This window comes from Pseudocolwellia sp. G5-9 (genome assembly GCF_055808995.1).
The window spans coordinates 171,106-195,934 of the sequence record NZ_CM147893.1; the positions used below are offsets into that span (position 1 = coordinate 171,106).

Sequence of the window (24,829 nt, forward strand, 5' to 3'; positions counted from 1 at the left end):
TGGGGATTGGTATCCATTTAAAAGCGTTTTATTTGATGTTTTTATGAAAACGCTTTTAAATTGAATAGATTAGGCGATTAAATGAATTTATGCCACTGAATAAATGTTTTATTTAATGTTAGCTTTAACAGCTTTAGAGGCTTTGTTTATATCGCCACTTTTTAATGCATCTAGAATAAGTCTATGTTCGTTAACACAAGCAGAACTTGTAGTTAAGCGTTTGTAATTTAAGCGCATTCTCATTACGTAGGGATACCAAATGTTAACAAGTTCGTCACCACCTGCTTTGTATATAAGGTAGTTATGAAAAGATATGTCTACTTTCGTTACTTCGGTATAGTCTTGATTATCAAAGGCTGCTTGCAGTTCAGTCAAAATATTTTCAAGCTCTTGGAAATCTTCTTCGGTAAGAGAGTCTTTTAATTGATCAATAGCAAATAACTCAATGTTTCGTCGTAAGTTGATCATGAGTTTTTGTAATTTAGGATCTAATAAACTGTTAACTGAAGCGCCACAGTTATTTTTAGATATGAGTAAACCTTCTTTGGTTAACTGTAATATTACATCGCGAATAGGACCACGTGATAAACCAAAACGTTCAGCTAACTCTTTTTCGTTCAATTTGGTATTAGGAGCTAACTCTCCTGAAATTATATCTGAGCGAAGCTGCTCTGCAATTTGATCTTTAACGGATAAAATTTTTGTTGGTCTTTTCGCAACCATATCTTTGCCTTAGTGATTATTTATAGGTTATATCTTATGTAAAAATGATTTTTTTTACAATTGCTTTATGTTTTATTGTTTACAAAAAACAGGTCTTTTGCTTTTAAAACATAATATTAATGATAGAAACAATAAATTAAAGTTTACTTTGTAGAAAATAACGGAATTTTGTTAACAAAATTCCGTTATTTAAAACAGTATTACTTACCAAATCGCTGTTGATACATTTGTGAATGAAGCTCTTTAGCAGCTTTAATCATAGGAGGATAAGGTGAATCGGTTACTGAAATAAAGCCAACGTTATAGTTTTCACCATCATAAGCTCTACCTGTAATAGGTGAGTCAATGTATTGAAACCAATGAGCACCTATAAAGTAAGGATTATTAATTACTGAGTTCATGTAATCTTTATACATTTTTGCTCTATCTTCTTGATCTGATGCTTGGATCAAACCAGGATGGAATAATCCAGTATCTCGAGCGCCAACATGAAATTCTCCAATAATACTTGGCATATCAATTTCTTCTAAAAATTTCCAAGATTCAGGATGAATACCTTCTTTATAGATGTTGTAACTGACTACATCTACATATTTAGCTGATGCTTTTACTACTTCCATAGGTTTACCCCAATCAGGGAATCTAGCGCCTAAATACATATGATTTGGTACATAAGTATTTAAAGCTGAGTCAACAACACTAAAGTATTTATCAGCATAGGCACTCAATAATAGAGAGTAGTCTTCAACTTGTTTTTCCGTTTTAAACGTTGAGTCAATGCCTGTGTTAAACTCGTCCCAAGAAGCAATTTTTTTGTTCCATGCGGTATTTAATTGCTGAATATCTTTGTACTTGTTCTTCATTAAGCGTGTAAATTCAGCTTTAGTTGGTACTGTTTTACCGTCGCGAGTTAAGGTGTTAATCACTATACCGTATAAAGATTCTTTAGATTCACTTCGGCCGAAGCTTTTTTCATTATCAATAAAGATACCGACACACCAAGGGTTTGCTTTAATTTGTTCCGATATAGTTTTAGCGGTAACTAATGCTCTTTCTTTAAATACGGGATCAAAAACATCTGGTAAAGGTGCCCAAAAGTCATTGCCACTTGATACGGTTTTAAAGTCACCAATAATCCATCCATTAGCAAAATAAGGAACTTGGTTATTGTCGTAGTAGCTTGGATCCGTCCAGTTACCTAAAGAGGTAAATCCCCAGTTTTTCATTCTGTTAACGGTAACTTCTTGCCATTTGTCTAGGTAATTAGCGTTGTTTTGGCCGTATTTACGCTCTAAGTTGGCTGAATAAAAGCTGTACGTTTCTCCATGTTTAAGTGGACCTGAATGAGCACTTTTTCTGTAACCATAGTGTTTTCCTAATGGTTCATCGTAGCTAGGTAACCATTCAAACAAGTTTTTTCTAATTTCAGATGCAACAAATCTTGTTGGTATAGCGTTATTGCTGACGCGGTTTAATCCTTGAGAATCTTCAGGCGTTACATCGTTTGGATCTTTTTTCGCTAATACTTCTTGATCAAAATCATAGCCAGTCATTGTTGTAGAGTTTGATAAACGAATAATGTCGATACCTGTAGCAAAATATAAATAGCCTTCAGGATCAACTAATGACCATTTACCGTTGACTTTTTCGGTTCTAAAAAATCCTGTTGCTTTCAATTTAGGACCATTTAACCAACCTCCAAATTTTGAATAACCTTCTGTTAATTTACCGTCTAATAATTTACTTTCGGCATCTCTTTCTTTAATTAGATCAGCTTGAGAATTTATTTTAAAAGGAAAATTTTGTTTAGCATTTTGGCCAAATTCATCAACAATATGGGTTAAATATTGCTTGTTAAATTCTGGATTTTTTCTCAATCGAACATTTTTAATAATTATTGTTTTATCGTGTAACGCACTTTGTACACTTAAATTTATTTTCTTAATGCCTGCAAGGTTAAGATTTTTTTTACCCCACATAGAAACAAATTGTAATTCGTCTGATTCCCACGTATCAGGGTTTGATCTAAGGCCAGAGTTAAAATTTAACTCTACTGCTTCGTCACCTTCAGGCGTACCTAAATCATGGCCAGCCATTTTGGCGTAGTAAGTATTAGCCTTGCCTCTGGCGACATTAACGGTTCTTGTATAGTTAGCACCGTCGATATCTGTTATATCTAAGTATATTTGTACTGAATGTTCGCCTGGATTGGCTATATCAAATGCAAGGTTGAAGTCTTCAAAATGACTCCAATCCCACGGAGTTGATGGAGTAAAACTAATAGAAGCGTAGCTATTTTCTTTTGATTGAAAATTAACATTAAGCGCGTTATCACCTATAACACGAGTTTGCGTATTATAGGTTTCTATAAACTTATTGTCTGTATCGTTATTAAAATTTAGCAGGCTGGTTAGTTCAGAGCTAGCCGATTGTGTTTGTTTTACTGCTGTGTTTGATTGTTTTTCTGTTTGTTGGCAACCAACTACAGAGATCAAAGACGCAGCAACAATAGAGTAAATAAAATTACGGTTCATTTTTTTGCCTTATATTGTCATCTTTCTTTATTTAGCTGAGTATACCTATATATTTGTAAAATGAAAATTGTTAACAATGTTTGTTTTTTGAGGTAATATAATTAACTTAAAACTAGATTCTAAGTATAACGAAAATCGTCAGTGATGACTTAAAGGGTTAACGAGGCTTAATATTAAATGAAAAAACTTTTAGCTGTTGGTGAATGCATGTTGGAATTAACTCATGAAAATGCAGACACTATTAGAAAGTCTTATGCTGGTGATACCTATAATGCATTGGTATATGCCAACAGATTTAATCCTAATATAAAAACAAGCTTTTTTACTGCCATAGGTGCCGATGAAGTTAGTAATGATATGCAGGAAAGATGGGCATTTGAAAAAATTTCAAATGAACAATGTATAAAAACGAAAGAACTTACTATTGGAATATACAGTATATCAACAGACGAATTGGGTGAGAGGAGTTTTAGCTATTGGCGAAAAAACTCAGCAGCGACTCATATGATGACACTAAAGCCTTTAGATGAACTTGTGCAAATGTGCTCAGGCTTTGATATTGTTTTTTTTAGTGGCATTACATTAGGCATTTTATCTGATGAAGATAAAGGTTTACTCTTTGACCTACTAACGCAATTAAGGCGTTTAGGTAGCAAAATAGCGTTTGATCCTAATTATCGGCCTGCTATGTGGCAGAATAAGGAACATGCTATTCATTGGTTAGAGCAATCTTATAAAAATAGCGATATTGTTATGCCAGGGCTTGAAGAACATGAAGAGCTTTATGGTCATACAACTTATCAAGAAATAGCTGATTATTGCCATGCTTTAGATGCCAAAGAGGTGATTATTAAATGTGGTAAAAATGGAACTTATGGATTTGAAAACAACCAACAAGTTGCACATCAACCTTTTGAAGCCGCTCCTATTCAAGTAGATAGTACCGCAGCAGGAGATTCTTTTGCAGGTACATATTTAGCTTCAAGACTTTCTGACAGTACTATCTCCCAATCAATAAAAAACGCCTGCTTTATTGCAGGGAAAGTTGTACAACATAAAGGTGCAATTTTAAGTCAGACTATATATCAGTCTGAAATAGCAACGAAAAATAAAGTTAAGGTCTAAGCGTATGCAAGAAAAAAAACTAAGTTTGGCAAGTAAGCGTGCAATCGAACGCGGATATGATCAGAAAAACTCTGATTGGATGACAGAGTTTGATATAAAGCCTTTAAAAGGCGATTTTGCTTTTGAAGAAGGTGTTATAAGACGTGATCCTACCTCAGTGATCAAAGTAGGTGATTTATATCATTGTTGGTATACGAAAGGACAAGGAGAAACGGTCGGTTTTGGTTCTTCTAACATTGAAGATAAAGTTTTCCCATGGGATTTAACTGAAGTTTGGCATGCAACTTCACAAGATACTGAAACATGGAAAGAAGAAGGCGTTGCTATTGAGCGCGGTGAAGCAGGGGCTTTCGATGATAGGGCTGTTTTTACACCTGAAGTTTTAGTACATGAAAATAAATATTATTTGGTGTACCAAACTGTTCAGTTTCCTTATGTAAATCGTCAAATAGAGCAAGTGGCATTAGCTATTGCAGATAGCCCATATGGCCCTTGGAAAAAGTCTACACAACCTATTTTAAGTCCTTCAATGGATGGAGAGTGGGAAGGTGATGAAGATAGTCGATTTAATGTTAAATCTAAAGGCAGTTTTGATAGCCATAAAGTACACGATCCTTGTTTATTATTTTTTAATCAAAAATTTTATCTTTATTACAAAGGTGAAACTATGGGAGAGGGAATGAACTTTGGAGGGAGAGAAATTAAGCATGGTGTTGCTATTGCTGACAATATTGAAGGGCCGTATATTAAGTCTGAATATAATCCAATCTCAAATAGCGGGCACGAAGTCGTTGTGTGGAATTACCTTGGCGGAATAGCTTCATTACTAACGACCGATGGACCTGAAAAAAATACAGTACAATTTGCGCCAGATGGTATTAACTTTGAAATAAAAGCACATATTAAAGGTGCACCTGAAGCTATTGGTTTGTATCGTAGTGGTACAGAAGAACTTGAAAAACCAGGTGTAGCATGGGGACTTTGCCATAAATACGATGCTAGCTGGAACTGGAACTTTATTTGTAAATACACAACACGCAAGCAAATATTAGATGCTGGAACGTTCCAAAATACTGGTAGCTAAAACACATAAAACCACTTTAACGTATTGTCGTAAAGTGGTTTTCTTTTAAAAACATTCAAAAATAGGTAGTGTTATATGTTTACACCTACAAGAAATGCATTTTTATACTCGTTAATTATTGCCTTTGGTGGTTTTGTCTTCGGTTTAGATATCATCCTTATTTCAGGAACGATTAAAGCAATAACATTAGAATTTGGTTTAAGTGCGTTAGAAGTTGGTTATATTGTTTCAGGCCCAGGCTGGGGCGCATTAGTTGGGCTTATTTGTACCAGTTATTTTTCGGATAAATTTGGTCGAAAAAATACAGCATTAACCATCGCTGCGCTATATACTTTATCGGCTATAGGATCAGCTTATGCACCCAGTGCCGAATTTTTATTTTGGGCTCGTTTTCTTGGTGGTTTAGCATTTGCTTCTTTATCGCTAGCCTCTATGTATATAGGTGAAATTGCACCACCTAAATCACGTGGAAAACTGGTGGGTTTAAATCAGTTAAATATTGTTATTGGTATTTTTGTTGCTCAGATTTTTAATTACTACATTATTAATGCCACAGAACAAAATGCTGACTGGGCGATAAATATTGGATTACACGCGGATAACGCTTGGCGCTGGATGTTAGGTGCCGAAATAGTTCCAGCGTTCTTATGGTTTTTAGCGTTATTTATAGTACCTGAAAGCCCTCGTTGGTTGGCATTAAACGGAAAAGAAGAGCGAGCCAAACAAGCTTTGACTAAAATTACAGAGCCTGAAGAGTTAGACAAACAAATGCATGAAATTGTGCATAGTTTGAATGACACAAATCATCATGCATTATCTTTAGTTCAACAGTTTAAGTTACTTTGTACTCCTACAATGCGTACAGCATTAATTATTGGTGTTGTTATTACTATCATTCAACCTATGACTGGTATGAATGCCGTTTTAGCTTACATGCCAACCATATTTTCACAACTGGGTGGCAGTGAAAGTTCTGCTTTTGGACAAACAGTTATGGTAGGTGGTATAGGTTTATTATTTACAGTACTTGCTTTAGTCTTTATTGATAAACTTGGACGTAGACCTATTTTACTTGGCGGCTTAACTTGGGCTATTTTAAGTTTAGGACTTGTTACTTTAGGATTTTTTAACGCAACATATATGCTAACAGCTGAATCCGTTATCGCATTAAAAGACTCTGTAGATATTTCATTGTTACAACCTTTATTAAATGTAGAGTTTGCTTCTGATTTTGAATTTAAACAGGCAGTAGAAAATGTAATTGGTCGTGAAAGCTTTGTGAATTTAGAAGGTAGCATAATGACAGCCGCTACTTCTATTAATGGCTTAATGGTATTGATTGGTATTATTAGTTTTCAATGTGCTTATAACTTTTCGTTAGGGCCTGTTGTTTGGATACTTTTATCAGAAGTCTTTACAACGAAAGTACGTGCTGTAGCTATTCCATTATGTGGCTTTGTAGCGAGTGTTTTTGGTGGTATTGTTGTGCCGCTATTCTTCCCGTGGCAGTTAGCTAATATGGGGGCCGTTTCAACGTTTGGTTTGTATCTAATTTGTTGTGTAATAGGATTGTTTTTCTCGTATAAAGTTATCCCTGAAACTAAAAATAAAACCATTGAAGAAATAGAGCTTGAACTAGCAGCTAAATAAGGATATTGATTAAGTACTAAAGCCTCACGAATGTTGAGGCTTTTTTTTGATAACAACTTGGCTATTAATTATTTGAGTTATTTATCTTTAAATCATATTGATGTTTTGTATTATTTATTGAATTACAGGTTGTTATTTAGTTTTACCAGAGTGAAATAGGTTAATCTGATCCGAGATTATTGAATGATAGAAGCATTTCTAATACAAGGTGATGAACTTAATGGCCTTGAACTCAATATTAAAGAAGTAACGATGTCGAGAGCAAGATAAAATGGTCAAATACACAGGTTCATCCTTCGAGGCTGAACCTAAGCATATACGTCCTGTAGCCGAGATGTTTATTTTAATAAGGAGTGTTCTAATTATTAAATAATGATGTAATTGGACATCTGAAGGAGTATAAATGATTGGTTATTGCGATTGGTATAAGTAGCGATGTCGTTATACAAATATTGAAACGAAAAAAAACCAGCCTAAGCTGGTTTTTTTAATGACATAGAATTATCTCTAGTAAAACATATTGTAAAACAATAACGCCTACTAAAAATAAAGTTAGCTACTAACGCGTTCGTTAGCTACTTCTAATAATGGTTGCGATCCGGATTGCAGTAGAGCTAGGTTTTCAGAAACAACTTTCTTTGGTAATTTAGAAATCATCATAGAACCTGTTTCAATCGACCCTTGATCTGCTGCAAACACCAACAGGTTTTTACCATTACATTGAATACCATCAAAAATACTACGAATTTTAAGTTTATTCGTCTTTAAAAAAGAACGCATACGCTTCTTGTCATCAGCAGCCACATACTCACATACACTTTGGGCGATGTTAGCAGCTTGTGCTTTTGGTGTTGTTACGATAGACGTTAATGTTAAAGCAGTAATAGTAGAAACTAGTAATAATTTTTTCATTTTAATAACCTTGTAATTAATTGAGTTAGTAAAAGAAAAAACCACGGGATGTACCTGATAGTTCGGTAACTCCGCTGTCATAGATTTACCCAATGTAAATCCTTAGACCGGTGGTTTTGCGTAACACGTTTTCGCGTGTCTTGCCTTTTCTTTGTCGAGCGTAGTATCGCTAATCTTAAATTTTAAAGCAAGTAAATTTTTATCATATTAGAGTGAAATTTAAACTATATCATGTTCTTAATGGATTTTTATCTGACGATTTTTTTTGGGAATATATAATTAATACTGTGGTTTTGTTAATAAAATTTATATTGTTTATATGAAAAAACCAGCATAAGCTGGCTTTTTAATGACATAGAGTTATTTCTAGTAAAACATATTGTAAAACAAGTAACGCCTACTAAAAATAAAATTAGCTACTAACGCGTTTGTTAGCTGCCTCTAATAATGGTTGTGATCCGGATTGCAATAAATCTAAGTTAGCTGAGACAACTTTCTTTGGTAATTTAGAAATCATCAAAGAGCCTGTCTCAATTGAACCTCTATCTGCTGCAAACACCAACAGGTTTTTACCATTACATTGAATACCATCAAAAATACTACGAATTTTAAGCTTATTCGTCTTTAAAAAAGAACGCATACGCTTCTTGTCATCAGCAGCCACATACTCACATACGCTTTGGGCGATGTTAGCAGCCTGTGCTTTAGGCGTTGTTACAATAGTCGTTAATGTTAAAGCTGTAATAGTAGAAACTAGTAATAATTTTTTCATTTTATTAACCTCTGGATTAATTGAGTTAGTAAAAGAAAAAACCACGGGATGTACCTTATCGTTCGGTAACTCCGCTGTCATAGACTTATAATAATATAATCCTTAGACCGGTGGTTTTGCGTAACACATTTTCATGTGTCTTGCCTTTTCTCTGTCTTATTCAGTATATTAAATAAACACTTGAAAAGCAAGGGTAGTAAGCTTTTAGTAAATAAAAAACCTTTATATATCATAATCTTAGGTTAAGGGTAAGTTAAGGGGAAGTTAAGGTTTTGTAAAGGATATCCCCCTGGTGAGTTGTTTTTTACTCGTTAGGGGATTGTTTTTTAAAGACAAATTTGAAATGAGATTGCTTTTTGTATTTGTTAATTTTATGTTTTATGTTTTTAACGCCGTAGATACTTTAGAATTAGAGGGTTTACCTAATTTTTCACTTATAAACCAGCCAGCTTTTAGTAATTTATCCATATCAATGTTAGTTGTAATATTTAAACCATTGAGTAAATAGAGAACATCTTCAGTAGCTACATTACCAGAAGCACCTTTTGCGTAAGGGCAACCACCAAGACCTGCAACAGAGCTATCAATAACTGACACTCCATTTTCTAGTGCAGTATAAATATTAGCTAGCGCTTGTCCGTATGTATCATGAAAATGTACGGCAAGCTTTTCTACAGGAATACGTGCCTTTACTGCATCTAACATTTTTTGAACACTGGCGGGTGTACCAACACCTATAGTATCGCCTAATGAAATTTCATAGCAGCCCATTTGATACAGTTTTTCTGCCACTTCAGCAACTTTCTCTGGTTCAATATAACCATCGTATGGACAACCAACCACACAAGAAACATAGCCTCTCACTTTAATGTTTGCTTTTTTTGCTGCTTCAATTAAAGGGATAAATCGCTGTAAACTTTCTTCAATTGAGCAATTGATATTTTTTTGGCTAAAAGCTTCAGAAGCGGCACCAAAAATTGCGACTTCATCTACATTGGCATTAATGGCTGCTTCAAATCCTTTAATATTAGGTGTAAGCGCCATGTACTTTACGCCACTTTTTTTATTAATGCCGTTAAATACGTCGGTAGACGTTGCCATTTGTGGTACCCATTTAGGTGATACAAAACTGCCACTTTCAATACTGGTTACTCCAGCATCAGCAAGCATATCAATTAAGCTTATTTTATCTTCAGCTGAGATTAATTGTTTTTCGTTTTGAAGACCGTCTCTTGGGCCAACTTCCACAATAGTTACTGTTGTAGGGAAGTTTTCTGCTACGTAGCTCATTAGCTTTCTCCTTCATCTTTTTCAGTGACTGAAAATTCTAGCAATTCAGCACCACCGTCAACCATATCGCCTTCAGCGTAGAATATATGATCTATAACTCCGTCTGCTGGGGCTCTAATAGTATGTTCCATTTTCATTGCTTCCATGATCACAAGTGGTTGGTTTTTAGTTACCGTGTCGCCTGATTTTACTAAAATACTTACCATAGTGCCGTTCATTGGAGCGAGTAAACCACCGTGATTGTCATCATTGCCATGGTCACCTAAATCAGCTTGAATATTTTTGATAACAACCGCTCCTTGATGGGTATATAAGGTGATGATGTTATTTTCTAGTGTTGCTGATACTGATGATTTTATGCCATCAATGGTTGTTATTAATTGGTTTTTATTTACTACGCCGTAGCATGAAAATACAGTATTATTAACTGAAATAAGGTAATTGACTTTATTTGAATGAGTGTTGCTAGCATCAGCAACTTCTTCAATTTCAATATTGTATTCAGTCGCGTTGTGCTCAAGGGTTAATTTATGCGTGCACTTATCGTTAAGTTGCCAAGCATTGTTGTTGTTCCAAGGAGAAGTTGGATCAACAGCGCTTATTTTTGATTGATTTTGTAAGAGTAAAACCAATAAGGCTGATTTTGCTATTTCAATAGACGCTTGATTCGATAACGACTCGTTAGTATTACGGTTAAATATTGCATCGTGATGCTTTTCTATAAAACCGGTATCAATATCTTCATCAATAAAAGCCTTGCTGGTAACTAATTTACTTAAAAACTCTAAGTTAGTTTTTACACCGCCCACATGATATTCAGCTAACGCTTTGGTTAAACGTTGTAAGGCTTTTTCTCTGTTTTCGCCCCAAACAATTAATTTAGCGAACATTGGATCATAAAATACGCTAACTTCATCACCTTGGCATACACCAGTATCTATGCGAACAAACTCTGATTCTTCAGGTGTTTGCATAAAGGTGAGGGTGCCTGTATCAGGTAGAAAGTCATTGTCTGCATCTTCAGCATAAATACGTGCTTCAAAAGCATGGCCATGAATACTTAATTGATCTTGCGTTTTAGGTAGTGTTTCACCTGCGGCAACACGTAGTTGCCATTCAACTAAATCTTGCTTAGTTATAAATTCAGTAACCGGGTGTTCAACTTGTAGGCGTGTGTTCATTTCCATAAAGTAAAATGAGCCATCAAAATCTAGTAAAAATTCAACAGTCCCTGCACCTTGATAACCAATGGCTTGAGCAGATTTTATTGCCGCTTGACCCATTTGATCACGTAGCTCTTCGGTCATTGCAAAGGCTGGAGCTTCTTCTACGACTTTTTGATGACGTCTTTGTACCGAGCAATCACGCTCGAATAAATACACAGCGTTGCCGTAATTATCACAAAATACTTGAATTTCTACATGACGAGGTTGTGTTAAGTATTTTTCAACTAACATGGTATCGTCACCAAACGATGATAATGCTTCACGTTTTACCGCTTCAAAACCTTCGGTAAATTCTTCTGCACTCCATATTTGGCGCATACCTTTACCGCCACCACCAGCAGTTGCTTTTAATAGCACAGGATAGCCCATTTTGTCAGCCGCGCCTTTTATTACGGCTTCTGACTGATCGTCTCCGTGATAACCCGGTACTAAAGGAACGTTAGCGGCTTGCATAATGTTTTTAGCCGCAGACTTTGAACCCATAGCTTCAATAGCGCCAATAGGAGGGCCAATAAAGGTAATATTGTTTTGATCGCATAAGCGACAAAAATCAGAGTTTTCTGATAAAAAGCCATAACCGGGATGAATAGCTTGAGCACCTGTTTTTACTGCGGCTTCGATTACTTTTTCACTTAACAGGTAACTTTCTCTTGAAGGTGATTTACCTATGTAAACGGCTTCGTCTGCCATTTTTACATGAAGAGCATTTTCATCGGCATCTGAATATACCGCAACAGTTAAAATGCCCATTTTTTTAGCTGTTTTAATAATACGACAGGCTATTTCCCCACGGTTAGCAATGAGAATTTTAGTAAACATTTTACTCTGGTTGTTTTGGGTTGGTTGAGTGGTCATGTTATTTTTTTTCCTTACTAAGTGGTTCATTTATCCAAAGCGGTGTTCTTTTTTCAAAGAAAGCATTTAAGCCTTCCTGGCCTTCGGTTGATACTCTTATATTAGCAATACTTTTGCTGGTCATATTGATCAGGTCTTCATCTATTGTTTTGTTATTTACATCAAACGCGAGTTGTTTTGCTTGTTGAACGGCTTCCGGCCCATTATTTAAAATCGAATTTGTTAAACTTGTCACTGCATCATCAAGTAATGCAGGCTCAAATACTTCACTGACTAAACCTAAAAGTAGGGCTTTATCAGCTGAAAATCGCTCGGCAGTTTGAAAGTATCTTCTGCTTGCTCTTTCACCTATAGCATTAACGACATAAGGGCTAATAGTGGCAGGAATTAAACCTAATTTAACTTCGCTTAAACAAAAGCTGGCTTTGTTACTGGCAAATGCAATATCACAACAGCTTGCTAAACCCACAGCACCACCAAACGCAGCGCCTTGAATTTTAGCTATGGTTGTTTGTGGCATAAAGTTTAGCGCTTTAAGCATAAGGGCTAAGCCTTGCGCATCTTTAAAGTTTTCATCGTATGAATAACTCACCATACGCTTCATCCAACCTAAGTTTGCGCCAGCTGAAAAGCTTTTACCCGTTGACGCTAAGATCATGATTCTAATGTCTTCACGTTCTGTTATTTCTAAAAAAATATCAGTAAGGGTTGCAATAATGGTATCGTCAAAAGCATTATGGTTTTGAGGGCTGTTTAACGTTACTGTTGCTACGCCGTTAGTACTTACCGTAAACAAAACCAAAGATGAGTTATCATCTGTAGCTGTTTCGTTTGTTTTTGTATTTAAAATACTTGTTTTAGTGCTTGTCATAACAACCTCAATTACATTCTGAAAATACCAAATTTGGTGTCTTCAATCGGTTTGTTTAATGAGGCCGAAATAGCTAAGCCTAAGGTATCTCGAGTTTGTGCGGGATCAATAACACCGTCGTCCCATAATCGAGCTGATGCATAATAAGGATGACCTTGATGCTCGTAATTTTCTACAATAGGTTTTTTGAATTCAGCTTCGGCTTCAGCGCTCCACTCTTCACCTTTTAATTCTTTTTGATCACGCTTCACTTGTGCTAAAACACCGGCAGCTTGTTCTCCGCCCATTACTGAAATACGTGCATTTGGCCACATAAATAAGAAGCGTGGATCGTAGGCTCTACCACACATACCGTAGTTACCTGCACCAAAGCTTCCGCCAATTAATACGGTAAATTTAGGGACTTGAGCGGTAGCAACAGCCGTTACCATTTTAGCGCCATGCTTAGCAATGCCACCCGCTTCGTATTGTTTACCTACCATAAAGCCGGTGATGTTTTGTAAAAATACTAAAGGAATTTTTCTTTGCGAACACAGTTGAATAAAGTGAGCGCCTTTTTGGGCTGATTCACCAAATAAAATGCCGTTATTAGCGACAATACCTACAGGGTAGCCATAAATGCGGGCAAAACCACAAACCAGTGTTGTGCCATATAATGCTTTAAATTCGTCAAAGTTACTTGAGTCAACAATGCGTGCGATAATTTCTCTAATATCGAAAGGTTGACGTGAATCTTTTGGAATAATGCCGTAGATTTCTTCGGTGTTATAAGCTGGTGCTTGAACAGCTTCTATTTTAATTGATACGTCTTTAACGCGATTTAAATTAGCAACAGCGTTACGAGCAATATCTAGCGCGTGATTATCATTTTGCGCGAAATGATCAGCAACACCTGATGTTCTACAATGTACGTCTGCACCACCTAAGTCTTCAGCACTTACTATTTCACCTGTAGCAGCTTTTACGAGTGGCGGGCCTGCTAAGAAAATTGTACCTTGTTCTTTAACAATAATAGACTCGTCTGCCATTGCTGGAACATAAGCGCCACCAGCAGTACAAGAACCCATAACCACAGCAATTTGTGGAATAGCTTGTGCTGACATATTAGCTTGGTTAAAAAAGATACGACCAAAATGTTCTTTATCTGGAAATACATCGTCTTGATTGGGTAAGTTAGCACCACCAGAGTCAACAAGATAAATACAAGGTAAGTTGTTTTCTTGAGCGATAGTTTGCGCTCTTAAATGTTTTTTAACGGTAAGAGGGTAGTAAGTTCCACCTTTTACCGTGGCATCGTTAGCAACAATAATACACTCTTGTCCAGCGACACGGCCTATACCTGTGATAATACCTGCAGCAGGAATATCGTCGTCATACATTTTATACGCAGCTAATTGAGATAACTCTAAAAAAGGTGAGCCTGGATCGAGTAGGGCTTTTACACGATCTCGTGGTAACAACTTTCCACGAGATAAATGTTTTTCTCTACTTCTTTCACTACCGCCTAACTTAATGTTAGCAACTTTCTCTTTTAAGTCATCTACTTGCTTTTGCATATGAGCTGAGTTTTCGAGAAAGTCTGGGCTACGAGTATTTATTTTTGAAACTATTTTAGTCACGAAGAGCCACCTTGATTCTTTTTGTTATACCGATATTGAGCGTTGTATTCTATTCCTCCTAAATATAGGATTTAGGAGGTTGTTATTATTTTTTGAAGTAAACTGGTTATTTAGATTCAGCGAATAATTCGCGGCCAATCAACATTCTACGAATTTCAGAAGTACCAGCACCTATTTCATAAAGCTTAGCATCACGTAATAATCGTCCTGCTGGGAATTCGTTGATGTAACCATTACCGCCTAATAATTGAATAGCATCTAATGCCATTTTAGTTGCTAGTTCAGCTGAATAAAGGATAACGGCGGCAGCATCTTTACGGGTGGTTTCACCGCGGTCACATGCTTGAGCAACTGTATAGGCATAAGATTTAGCAGCATTCATTTGTGTATACATGTCTGCTACTTTGCCTTGTACCAGTTGAAATTCACCAATAGATTGACCGAATTGCTTTCGGTCATGGATGTAAGGGACCACTAAATCCATACACGCATCCATAATACCTAATGGGCCACCGCTTAACACAACACGCTCGTAATCAAGACCAGACATTAATACTCTAACGCCTTTGCCTTCTTCACCTAATATGTTTTCAGCAGGTACTTCACAATCCTCAAATACAAGTTCACACGTATTTGAACCACGCATACCTAGCTTGTCTAATTTTTGATGACGAGAAAACCCTGGGAAATCGCGTTCTACAATAAATGCTGTGATTCCTTTAGAGCCAGCGCTTGTGTCTGTTTTAGCGTAAATAACAAATACATTGGCATCTGGACCGTTGGTGATCCACATTTTGTTACCGTTAAGAATATACTTATCGCCTTTTTTATCGGCTCTAAGTTTCATACTCACAACGTCAGAACCTGCGTTAGGTTCTGACATAGCTAAAGCACCAATGTGTTCACCGCTACATAATTTAGGTAGGTATTTTAATTTTTGTTCATGACTTGCATTTTTACTTAATTGGTTAATACATAAGTTTGAACATGCGCCATAACTTAAGCCAACAGATGCTGAAGCTCTGCTGATTTCTTGCATCGCAACAATATGCTCTATGTAACCTAAACCAGAACCACCGTATTGTTCTTCAACCGTCATCCCTAATAAACCCATATCGCCAAACTTACGCCATAAGTCGTTTGGAAATTCGTTGTCGATATCAATTTGTGCTGCACGTGGCGCTATTTCGTCACGAGCAAAAGCATTAACTTGATCACGGATCATGTCTACCGTTTCACCAAGGTTAAAATTTAGAGAGGTAAAAGAAGAAATCATTTGCAGTTCCTTATTTGTATATTTACTTATACGTAATTATTTGTTGTTAATAATATTTGAAAGTGTTTTTTCACAGCTTTCTTCTAGGTTTTCTAATTCGTCTAGTACAATTTTTATGTCATCAAGCTGCTGCTTTAAATGCGCTTTTTTTTCTGAAATTATGCTCATCATTGTTTTTAATTGGGTAGCACTGGTTTTATCGTGGTCGTAAAGTTCAAAAATACGACCTGTTTCAGCCAAGGAAAACCCCAATCTTTTACCACGTAAAATAAGCTTTAAACGTACTCTGTCTCCTTGGCTATAAACTCTTGTTTGACCTTTACGTGTTGGAGATAGCAACCCCTGATCTTCGTAAAACCGTATAGTTCGCGTAGTAATATCAAACTCTTTTGATAAATCGCTAATTGAATACTTTTCAATTTTTTCTGAATTCATTTTGAACCTTTATGTTTTTATACCGTTTGGCATCGTTAAAATGATTGACAGATACGCTTGCGCTATATTCATTTTTAAATATTAGCGGAAGTTTACGTTAACGTCAACTTGGTGTATGATTTAATTTGTTAAATTAAAAATTCATACTATTGGTGATTAAATAAATTTAATAATGGATAGTTTTTTTTAAATACTCTGAAATGAGAAACTATATAAAATTAGTATAAATACAACTGTGAGGAATTAACATGTCTGCTGAAGATTATGTAGTAATAGCATCTGCTGTAAGAACTCCTATGGGTGGTTTTCAAGGAGGATTAGCAAGCGTCGAATCTCCTAAACTTGGTGCAACCGCGATCAGCGCAGCACTTGAGAAAGCTAACTTAGCGAATGACCAAATTGATGAAGTGATTATGGGCTGTGTTTTACCTGCTGGTCTAAAGCAAGCACCTGCTCGTCAAGCAGCTATTGGTGCCGGTTTAGCCTTATCTACTGTATGTACAACTATTAATAAAGTTTGCGGTTCAGGCATGAAAGCCGCTATGCAGGCACATGATGCTATTTTAGCAGGATCAATTAATGTAGCTATTGCTGGCGGTATGGAAAGCATGAGTAATGCACCTTATATGTTACCAAAAGCGAGAACAGGTATGCGTATGGGGCACGGTCAAGTGCTTGATCATATGATGTTAGACGGTTTAGAAAATGCTTATGACGGTATTTCTATGGGCTGTTTTGCTCAAGAAACGGCAGACGTGGCTAACTTTACTCGTGAAGATATGGATGCTTATGCAATACGTTCGTTGTCACGTGCAAATGCAGCTATTGAGTCTGGTGCTTTTAAAGAAGAAGTTGCAGCGGTTACTGTTCAATCACGTAAAGGTGATGTGATTTTTGATACTGATGAGCAGCCAGGTAATGCACGTCCTGATAAAATTCCTAGTTTACGTCCTGCTTTTAAGAAAGACGGAACGATTACTGCGGCAAACTCAAGCTCAATTTCTGATGGTGCCGCAGCACTTGTTTTAATGAAAAAGTCTGAAGCGGATAAGCGTGGTTTAAACCCTTTATGTAAAGTGGTTGCTCATGCTACACATGCGCAAGCCCCTGCAGAGTTTACTGTTGCTCCTGTTGGTGCGATGAATAAAGTATTAGCTAAAGCGGGTTGGACAACACAAGATGTTGATTTATACGAAATTAACGAAGCGTTTGCTATGGTGACTATGCTAGCCCTTAAAGAACTTTCTTTAGATGCTGAAAAAGTAAATGTTAACGGTGGTGCTTGCGCCTTAGGTCATCCATTAGGTGCTAGTGGTGCGCGTATTATGGTGACATTAATACATGCCTTGAAAAACAGAGGTTTATCTAAAGGTATAGCATCACTTTGTATTGGTGGTGGTGAAGCCACCGCTATTGCGTTAGAAATGTTATAAACAGACTCGAAAACAGCCGCTTTATTTTCTAATAAAGCGGCTGTTTTTTATGTTAGACCAATAAGTTAAAGTATTATTTCGAGTTTAGGTTAAATACTTTTTTAAATCCTCCTCAACAGGTTTTTCTTTCCATGAAGGCCTATTTTTTTGTTTACGTTTTAGTTTTTTAACTAGAGTGGTTCGTGCTCTAGTAAGTGCTATATTAACGGCTGAGCTCACAGAGTTTTGATTATCTGTTACCACAATATCAGGTATTCCTCCCGCATGAATAACAACGCGGCAAATTTTATCTTTACCCCCTTTAGGGCCATTTATATCGTTTACCGTAACGGTAATTTTTTGAATATTGTCACATATTTTATTAAACATACGGATTGCTTTTTGGCGAATACGTAATTTGCTTTCATTGTTTAATTCAATATTTAGCTCTGTAATCGTTAATTCCATTGTGCGCCTCTTTAATAAAAAGTAAAAAATAAAAAGTTAGATTAGGGCCTGTTTGATATTTTTACATCGTGATAGTGATTTTATGTGGAACGACCACACATCAATTACTATGCCTCGTATAAAAATCAAACAGACTGCTGCAAAAATATACCTGAAAGGTCAACAGACCCTAGTTACAAGGAAACTTGGTAATTAAGGTTTCTAGTAATACTTCTTTAAGTGAAATATCAGCGAGTTTTTCAATGTTTATTGATTTAGCTATAGTTGAAGCAATTTTTTTTCTATCATATTCAATAGGAATACAAAATTGATAAGTTGCATCAGATTTTAATCCTGAAGGGGCTGTAAATACGCGTGTTTGAAAAGCGCGTTTTAAAAAGTCGCTCTGTGGTTCCGATTGTTTTTTTATCATTGCTTTAGGTTGCACAGCAGCATATTCAGACAATAATGAAGAATCTATAAAACCATCGATATATAACTTACATGGGTTTATTTCACTTTTATCTTTCCCTTGTTGATATGCTGAACATGACTGAATAATGTCTGACTTAAAGTCAGCAAACGAAATGTTTGGAGATATAATTAAGGCAACAGCAGTTATATTAAGCAGTAGATGTTTTAGTTTTTTCATTGCTTTCTCCTAAGTTGTTAAGTAATTTTTTTGATGAGTGTTTAATTAACCATGCGCCAGTAAAGGCTGAAATTAATGAGCCTACAAGTACGCCCACTTTGACTTGGGTTTGATAAGCCAGACCTTGCTCTTCGAAGGCTAAAGACCCGATAAATAAACTCATAGTAAAACCAACGCCACATAATAAGCACACGCCGTATAGTTGAGTCCAAGTTGCATCTTTAGGTAATTTACACAGCTTTAATTTGATAGCGATAAAGCAGGCTGTAAAAATTCCAAGTTGTTTACCAATGAATAATCCTCCAATAATACCAACAGAAATAGGAGTAAATAATTCATCAACTGAAGCGTCGGTGAGTCCTACTCCTGCATTAGCAAAAGCAAAAAGAGGTAAAACAAAAAATGCAATCCAAGGCTGTAAACCATGTTCTATTTGGTACGACATGGATTGTGCTTTGTCACGTGCTATAGGAATAAACCAAGCAACAGCAAAGCCTGCCAAAGTAGCATGAACGCCAGATTTTAATACTGCTGCCCAAACAATAATTGATACCAATATGAAGGGGGTTTTATTTTCTAACTTCAATCGATTAAAAATTAATAAAGTTGCCAAACCAACAATAGCGACAACTAACGTGTTTGGAGCGAGATCTTGTGAATAAAAAATAGCGATAATTATTACCGCGCCAATATCGTCAATAATAGCTACAGATAATAGAAACAGTTTTAAACTTGGTGGTAGGTGTTTACCAAATAAAATAAATATACCCAGAGCGAAAGCTATGTCTGTGGCCGAAGGAATTGCCCAGCCGTTCATTGCTACAGCGTCTTGATAGTTAAAAGCTACATAAATTAAGGCAGGAAAGATAATACCTGCGATAGCGGCTAGAAATGGTAAAACAATTTGATCGGGTCGAGATAATTGTCCGTAAAATAATTCACGTTTAATCTCTAAACCTACTACAAAAAAGAAAATAGCCATTAATCCATCGTTTACCCAAAGTACTAAGGGTTTACTGATTGAAAATGTGCCGAGGGTGATGCTAACGGGAAATTCTAAAAAATCATTGTAGCTCGCACTAAAAATACTATTTGCCATAACCAAAGCAAGTGCGGCGGCAATAACTAAAATAATACCTGAGCTAGCATCTGTTTGTATAAATTGCTTCCATTGTAGGACAAGTTTATTTTCTGACATAGATACTCCTTTTTAGTTACCAGTAATAGTTATAAAGAAATAAAAGTAACAATAAAAGTCGTATAAAGTTGCGATGTACTCAATAATAAGTTGATAATAATGGTGTGTTATAAAAGTATATGTTTTTGTGAATTATCCTCCATAAAGGAAAGGTTATGGCTAAACTTAACTATCATCATTTGTACTATTTTCAAACTATTGCAACACACGGAAGTATTGCTAAAGCCTCTAGTGCTATACATATTACGCCACAAGCGTTAAGTGCTCAGTTAAGCTTATTGGAAGAGCAATTAGGGTATCCGTTATTCGAACGTAAAGGTAAACGCTTGGTTTTAAATGATATAGGCCATGTGACGTTAAGCTACGCTCAAGAAATATTTAGTTTAGGTGATGAATTACTTAATTCATTAAAAAACCATTCCACCGACTTTACTTATCGGTTTTCTATCGGAGTAACCGATGTTATAGCTAAAGTATTTTCATTTAATTTTTTGAAGGCTATTTATACTACTGATGAGTCGATAAAATTAGTTTGTAAGGAAACAAGCCTTGAAGTGCTACTAGGAGAACTTGCTACTAACAAATTAGATGCGGTATTAAGTGATACTTCTTTACCGCCTTATTCTCCTTTAAAAGCATATAGTCATTTAGTGGGGAAGTGTGGTTTAAGCTTTTTTGCGCATGAGAGTTTAGCTAAAAAGCTTATAGAAAACTTTCCTCAATCACTTAACGGTACGCCATTTTTTACTGCAGGTGAAGGCTCTAATCAGCGTTTGAGTGTGTTGTCTTGGTTCGAACAATTAAATATCTCACCTGTAATTATTGGTGAATTTGATGACTCTATTTTAGCACACTATTTTGGTCAAGCAGGGTATGGTGTATTCTGTGCGCCAACGATTATTGATAAACACGTGATGGAACAGTTTGATGTTAAATTAATTGGTAGAACAACAGATATTACTGAACATTATTATCTTATTTCGCCTGAGAGAAAAGTGAAGCATCCCGCGGTACAACTGCTTTTAAAAGAAGGGAAAAAATTATTTGAACAGCCAATAACCTAAGTTGAGGTATTGGCTGTATATTGAGTTAGTTATGGCTAACTCAATATTTTAGGGTATATGTTAACTAATTATATTTTCACCACGATTTTCTTTTTGATGAATAGTTACAGGCCAGCCAGGATATTGATTATCTGCTTTGCCATTAGTAACATCAACTAAAAACTTATACGCGTCTAAGGTGTAAGTGAGCTTTTCTGTGTCAAAGGTAATAAAGCCAAAACCACTGCCTTTTTCGTGCGCGTGTACATACCTATTGTCAGAGCGTCCCACTTCAGGGTTACCTACAGCATATATGTACATTTTATTACCAAAAGTATCTAAATACTCACCCGTTTGAGCAAGAGCATGGGCGGGTCTATTTTTGTAGGGTATATCAGCTGTGTCAGGGTTCCACCAACGAGGCCAGCCCACCGATATTGCAGGAGTACAGAAAGCCCAATTACTGTCACGTTGTTTATTAACACCATATTGAGTTAAGCTACCTAAATGTGTGTCGCCACAAATATGTAACGCCATAGAAGGTCGCATTATATCTATCGCTTTATTACGTGCAGATGCTGGAAAACCGCTAGAATCGAAATCATATTTTAAGTAACGATCAGGTTTCGGCTGATGTGTGGCAATACCCGCAAATACCGTTTGGCTTAACACCGCTTTAAGTTTACATGCATTCCAATCTTTGCCCCATTTTTCAAGAAAATCTTCTTGGCGTTTACCCAATAGATCTAATCCTGGAGGGTTATAAGCAGGGTTGATAAATAGTGGATCTTCATCCTGTCCTGTTACGCCTACTTCGACATTGATACTTTCTGGGGCGCTTTTCCATTGCCTATCAGCAAGAATAGCAAAGCTAACACTACCGTAAACTAAGTCTCCATAATACGAACTAATTCCGTTAGTAGGTGTTGGGTCATATGGATCAGGGTGATGTCCAACATTAGTTCGGTGAACCGTATTTACGACTCTAGGAGATTGAATATATCCGCCCAAAATACTTGCGCCAAAGTCTCTTTCTGGGTTTTTCATTGTGGCGCCACCTTCCCCCCACAAGTTACCTTGTAATACATCGTGATCATCAGGTAAACATACTGTTGGGCTGTTGCGCATTACGTCTCTAAAAGCCCAACCAAATTGGTAGAATTTTCGTAAATAATTAAGAATAGATTTATTATCAGGACTTCTAATATAACCAAAGCCACCATGGCTTTCATAGAGTTGATCGCCAGAGAAAAACACAAGATCAGGTTCAAGTTTAGCTACATTATCTGCAACTGGTTGATAGGGGAATCCAATGTCATTTTGGCAAGTCAATGCTGCCATGCGTAATTTAGGACCACTAGGATTAGCCTTTATATTTCCTGTCCAAGTATCAGGCGTTTCTGAGCCATCTTTGTGCTTTTCGATATAAACAATTCTATAAGGGGTGTCTTGGGTTTCATCCCAGTTAGCTATTCTAAACGTAGCAATCCAACCATCGCTATTTAACGTTTCTGTACCCAGCGATAGCCATTTGTTATCTCGTTTAACTTGTAGTTCCAACGTTTGGTTATCTTTATCGCCTAAAGGCCCTGTGTACGCACTGATTTTCATTACGTAACCTTCAGTGCTACGGGAATTACTGAGTGTATACATACTCCATAAAATAGGACCAAACTTTTGCTCATCGGTTACTGAAAATGCTTCACCTTGTAAAGACCATTGACTAAAACTGTAACGACAGCCTTGATTTTTTATGGGGGTTGGATTTGTAGTGACAGAGGCAATTGAAAAATTACTCACTAATGCAACATTACCCAATAATTTTTCTGAAGGTACTAAATGGGTTAGTTCACCTATAATTTTATTTGAAGCCATATCTTTAGCGACTAATTTTAATGACATAGCCTCTAATTGTGGGGAGCCATGAAGGTGAATAGATATATTTTTGTTAGCAATATCTATAGCTAATGGTGCTTCTTTATCACCAAGTACTAAATTGTTATTTAGTACACCACAATCATAACCTTCTTGAATAAAACAATTGCTTTTGTATTCATTTAAGTCGCTACGTGCACCTAAACGGATACCTGCGCCACCATCTTTTGTATTTTGTTCTAATCGCTTTAAGTTAACTGAAATGTTAAATTCGCTATTAACGTTGGTTAACTGATGCGTTAAAGAGTGGATACTTCTATTACCACCTTTGCTTAAACATTGTGCTTCACCATTTTTAACTTGCCAGTCTTCCATTGGATTAGCCCAAAACTCTCCGCCTAGCCAAACCCTATCATGAGTTTTTTGCCATTTATCTTGTGTTGCTATTGTGCCTGTTTTTACTGCGGTATTGGCTGTTTTTGTGTTAGTGCTAACGCAACCACTTACACCACTTGCAACTACACCTGCTGCAACAAACTTAAGAGCCGATCGCCTAGATAGTTTTTTGTCCATAGCTAATTCTTCTTTCTGTTAATTGTTGACAATATATTCACATTAAATATGAAAAAATTCAATTCATATATATTTGTTTTGTTGTTAAATGGATGGTTTTTGTGGGGATATATTGTTTAATGTATATAGATAATAAATATAGATAATAAATATATGTAGATAAATAATCTTTTTGTAAGCAATGGTTAATTTCTTGTTTTTACAGAAAGAGTCCCAATATTATTTGACTACAAAGTTATACACGCTTCATTGTTAAATTAATGAGATTAATAACCCTTAATAGTAAGGAATACACTTGTTTTTTGAAGGTTCTGAGAAGAAAGTAGAAGTGATCATTAAAAACTCTTCGTTTTCATTAATTGATGATGTGACAGATGAGTTTTGGCTTGAATTAGTTAAAAGAGCTAACGCTAAAATTCTTTCTTGTATTCAAAATAAGTGCTGTAAGGCTTTTATTCTTTCTGAGTCGAGTCTATTTGTATGGCATGATCGTTTTGTTATTTTAACTTGTGGGGTTACTCATTTAGTTAATTCAGTTGAATATTTTATTCAAGAACAAGGTGTTGAGTGTATTGAATACTTAACTTATCAACGAAAAAACGAGTATTATTCTCATGCTCAGCCCAGTTGCTTTGGCGACGATATAAAAGTATTGAATAAATATATTAAAGGTAATGCATTAAGGTTTGGTGAAATGGATAGCCATCATACTTTTTTGTTTTATAAACAGGGTGAACACAGAGTTCAGAATAAATCTTATGAATTATTGGCTTATCAAATTAGCGATCAAGTGTCTGAAAAATTCATCAATCCTAATATTACCGTCCAAGAAATAAGAAAATTTTTACAGTTAGATAAATTACTACCAGACTTCCTTATTGATGATCATATATTTGATCCTTATGGTTATTCTGTTAATGCTATTAAAGATGACAAATATTTAACTATTCATGTAACGCCACAAGCTGAAAGTAGCTATGTGAGTGTTGAGTCAAATATCAATTTAATTGAACTGTCTCCTCTTATTTTAGAGGTGCTTGAACCTAAGTCTTTTGATTTACTGAGTTTTAATGAAGTAGAGTTTAAACCATTAATTAAACAGTATATTAATAGTCAATATGTGAGTAAATCTTTAGTTGAACAACAGTTAAAAAATGGCTGCAATGTACACTTTGCTAATTATGTTTTACCTCAGCATAATTTTATAACTGCTACCGTGTTTGATTTGTTAGAAGAGCATAATGAATTGTAATCTTG

The 24,829-nt window shown here is 35.9% G+C and carries 20 protein-coding genes and 2 riboswitches; of the genes, 6 read left to right on the plus strand and 14 right to left on the minus strand.

What is annotated here, in order from left to right:
• Positions 1-108: 108 nt before the first annotated feature.
• Both AC0L5Q_RS00685 and AC0L5Q_RS00690 read right to left on the minus strand, forming a co-directional pair.
• Positions 109-723 (minus strand): GntR family transcriptional regulator, encoded by a 615-nt coding sequence (locus AC0L5Q_RS00685; protein ID WP_473613592.1) that lies wholly within the window; start codon positions 721-723, stop codon positions 109-111.
• A gap of 200 nt (positions 724-923) precedes the next feature.
• A complete protein-coding gene (locus tag AC0L5Q_RS00690; RefSeq protein ID WP_473613593.1) occupies positions 924-3,257 on the minus strand; it encodes a beta-galactosidase in 2,334 nt (777 codons plus the stop codon).
• A 177-nt stretch (positions 3,258-3,434) separates the two neighbouring features.
• Between AC0L5Q_RS00690 and AC0L5Q_RS00695 the strand changes: the two genes are divergently transcribed.
• The 3 genes from AC0L5Q_RS00695 (at position 3,435) to AC0L5Q_RS00705 (ending at position 7,116) form a co-directional block, all read left to right on the plus strand.
• On the plus strand, positions 3,435-4,382 hold the full coding sequence (locus AC0L5Q_RS00695) for a sugar kinase (RefSeq protein ID WP_473613594.1): 948 nt from the start codon (positions 3,435-3,437) through the stop codon (positions 4,380-4,382).
• 4 nt (positions 4,383-4,386) lie between these two features.
• Complete coding sequence (locus tag AC0L5Q_RS00700; protein WP_473613595.1) at positions 4,387-5,466, plus strand: glycoside hydrolase family 117 protein; 1,080 nt, start codon at positions 4,387-4,389, stop codon at positions 5,464-5,466.
• A 75-nt stretch (positions 5,467-5,541) separates the two neighbouring features.
• Entirely contained in the window at positions 5,542-7,116 is a 1,575-nt protein-coding gene (locus AC0L5Q_RS00705) for an MFS transporter (RefSeq protein WP_473613596.1), read from the plus strand.
• Between the two features lie 552 nt (positions 7,117-7,668).
• Here the strand turns inward: AC0L5Q_RS00705 and AC0L5Q_RS00710 are convergent.
• The 8 genes from AC0L5Q_RS00710 to AC0L5Q_RS00745 all read right to left on the minus strand — a co-directional run bounded on the left by AC0L5Q_RS00710 (position 7,669) and on the right by AC0L5Q_RS00745 (position 16,372).
• The gene (locus tag AC0L5Q_RS00710) at positions 7,669-8,109 is read right to left on the minus strand and encodes a DUF3718 domain-containing protein (protein ID WP_473613597.1); all 441 of its coding nucleotides are present in this window, start codon (positions 8,107-8,109) and stop codon (positions 7,669-7,671) included.
• Positions 8,090-8,183: riboswitch (cyclic di-GMP riboswitch) on the minus strand. It overlaps the preceding gene by 20 nt.
• 257 nt (positions 8,184-8,440) lie before the next feature.
• The gene (locus tag AC0L5Q_RS00715) at positions 8,441-8,800 is read right to left on the minus strand and encodes a DUF3718 domain-containing protein (protein WP_473613598.1); all 360 of its coding nucleotides are present in this window, start codon (positions 8,798-8,800) and stop codon (positions 8,441-8,443) included.
• Between the two features lie 61 nt (positions 8,801-8,861).
• Positions 8,862-8,955, minus strand: a riboswitch (cyclic di-GMP riboswitch).
• A 223-nt stretch (positions 8,956-9,178) separates the two neighbouring features.
• Positions 9,179-10,090: a hydroxymethylglutaryl-CoA lyase gene (locus AC0L5Q_RS00720; RefSeq protein ID WP_473613600.1), complete on the minus strand. Its 912-nt coding sequence runs from the start codon at positions 10,088-10,090 to the stop codon at positions 9,179-9,181.
• A complete protein-coding gene (locus AC0L5Q_RS00725) occupies positions 10,090-12,135 on the minus strand; it encodes an acetyl/propionyl/methylcrotonyl-CoA carboxylase subunit alpha (RefSeq protein WP_473618242.1) in 2,046 nt (681 codons plus the stop codon). Before AC0L5Q_RS00725 ends, AC0L5Q_RS00720 begins: the two co-directional genes overlap by 1 nt.
• Before the next feature lie 37 nt (positions 12,136-12,172).
• Positions 12,173-13,042, minus strand: coding sequence for an enoyl-CoA hydratase/isomerase family protein (locus AC0L5Q_RS00730; RefSeq protein ID WP_473613602.1), 870 nt, complete (start codon positions 13,040-13,042; stop codon positions 12,173-12,175).
• Between the two features lie 11 nt (positions 13,043-13,053).
• Entirely contained in the window at positions 13,054-14,661 is a 1,608-nt protein-coding gene (locus AC0L5Q_RS00735; protein WP_473613603.1) for a carboxyl transferase domain-containing protein, read from the minus strand.
• Between the two features lie 106 nt (positions 14,662-14,767).
• Entirely contained in the window at positions 14,768-15,937 is a 1,170-nt protein-coding gene (locus AC0L5Q_RS00740) for an isovaleryl-CoA dehydrogenase (RefSeq protein WP_076418743.1), read from the minus strand.
• Between the two features lie 36 nt (positions 15,938-15,973).
• Positions 15,974-16,372: a MerR family transcriptional regulator gene (locus AC0L5Q_RS00745; protein ID WP_473613605.1), complete on the minus strand. Its 399-nt coding sequence runs from the start codon at positions 16,370-16,372 to the stop codon at positions 15,974-15,976.
• Between the two features lie 248 nt (positions 16,373-16,620).
• Between AC0L5Q_RS00745 and AC0L5Q_RS00750 the strand changes: the two genes are divergently transcribed.
• On the plus strand, positions 16,621-17,805 hold the full coding sequence (locus AC0L5Q_RS00750) for an acetyl-CoA C-acyltransferase (protein ID WP_473613606.1): 1,185 nt from the start codon (positions 16,621-16,623) through the stop codon (positions 17,803-17,805).
• A gap of 84 nt (positions 17,806-17,889) precedes the next feature.
• On the opposite strand, the gene AC0L5Q_RS00755 is transcribed toward AC0L5Q_RS00750, so the two are convergent.
• The 3 genes from AC0L5Q_RS00755 to nhaA form a co-directional block, all read right to left on the minus strand.
• On the minus strand, positions 17,890-18,252 hold the full coding sequence (locus AC0L5Q_RS00755) for a hypothetical protein (protein ID WP_473613608.1): 363 nt from the start codon (positions 18,250-18,252) through the stop codon (positions 17,890-17,892).
• 169 nt (positions 18,253-18,421) lie between these two features.
• Positions 18,422-18,883: a hypothetical protein gene (locus AC0L5Q_RS00760; protein WP_473613611.1), complete on the minus strand. Its 462-nt coding sequence runs from the start codon at positions 18,881-18,883 to the stop codon at positions 18,422-18,424.
• On the minus strand, positions 18,855-20,081 hold the full coding sequence (gene nhaA / locus AC0L5Q_RS00765) for a Na+/H+ antiporter NhaA (RefSeq protein ID WP_473613613.1): 1,227 nt from the start codon (positions 20,079-20,081) through the stop codon (positions 18,855-18,857). Before nhaA ends, AC0L5Q_RS00760 begins: the two co-directional genes overlap by 29 nt.
• Before the next feature lie 155 nt (positions 20,082-20,236).
• On the opposite strand from nhaA, the gene nhaR reads away from it, so the two are divergent.
• Positions 20,237-21,145, plus strand: a complete 909-nt coding sequence (gene nhaR, locus AC0L5Q_RS00770; RefSeq protein ID WP_473613616.1) for a transcriptional activator NhaR — start codon at positions 20,237-20,239, stop codon at positions 21,143-21,145.
• Positions 21,146-21,205: 60 nt separating this feature from the next.
• On the opposite strand, the gene AC0L5Q_RS00775 is transcribed toward nhaR, so the two are convergent.
• Positions 21,206-23,572, minus strand: coding sequence for an alkaline phosphatase D family protein (locus AC0L5Q_RS00775; protein WP_473613618.1), 2,367 nt, complete (start codon positions 23,570-23,572; stop codon positions 21,206-21,208).
• Positions 23,573-23,867: 295 nt separating this feature from the next.
• On the opposite strand from AC0L5Q_RS00775, the gene AC0L5Q_RS00780 reads away from it, so the two are divergent.
• The gene (locus tag AC0L5Q_RS00780; RefSeq protein WP_473613619.1) at positions 23,868-24,824 is read left to right on the plus strand and encodes an adenosylmethionine decarboxylase; all 957 of its coding nucleotides are present in this window, start codon (positions 23,868-23,870) and stop codon (positions 24,822-24,824) included.
• Positions 24,825-24,829 lie beyond the last annotated feature (5 nt).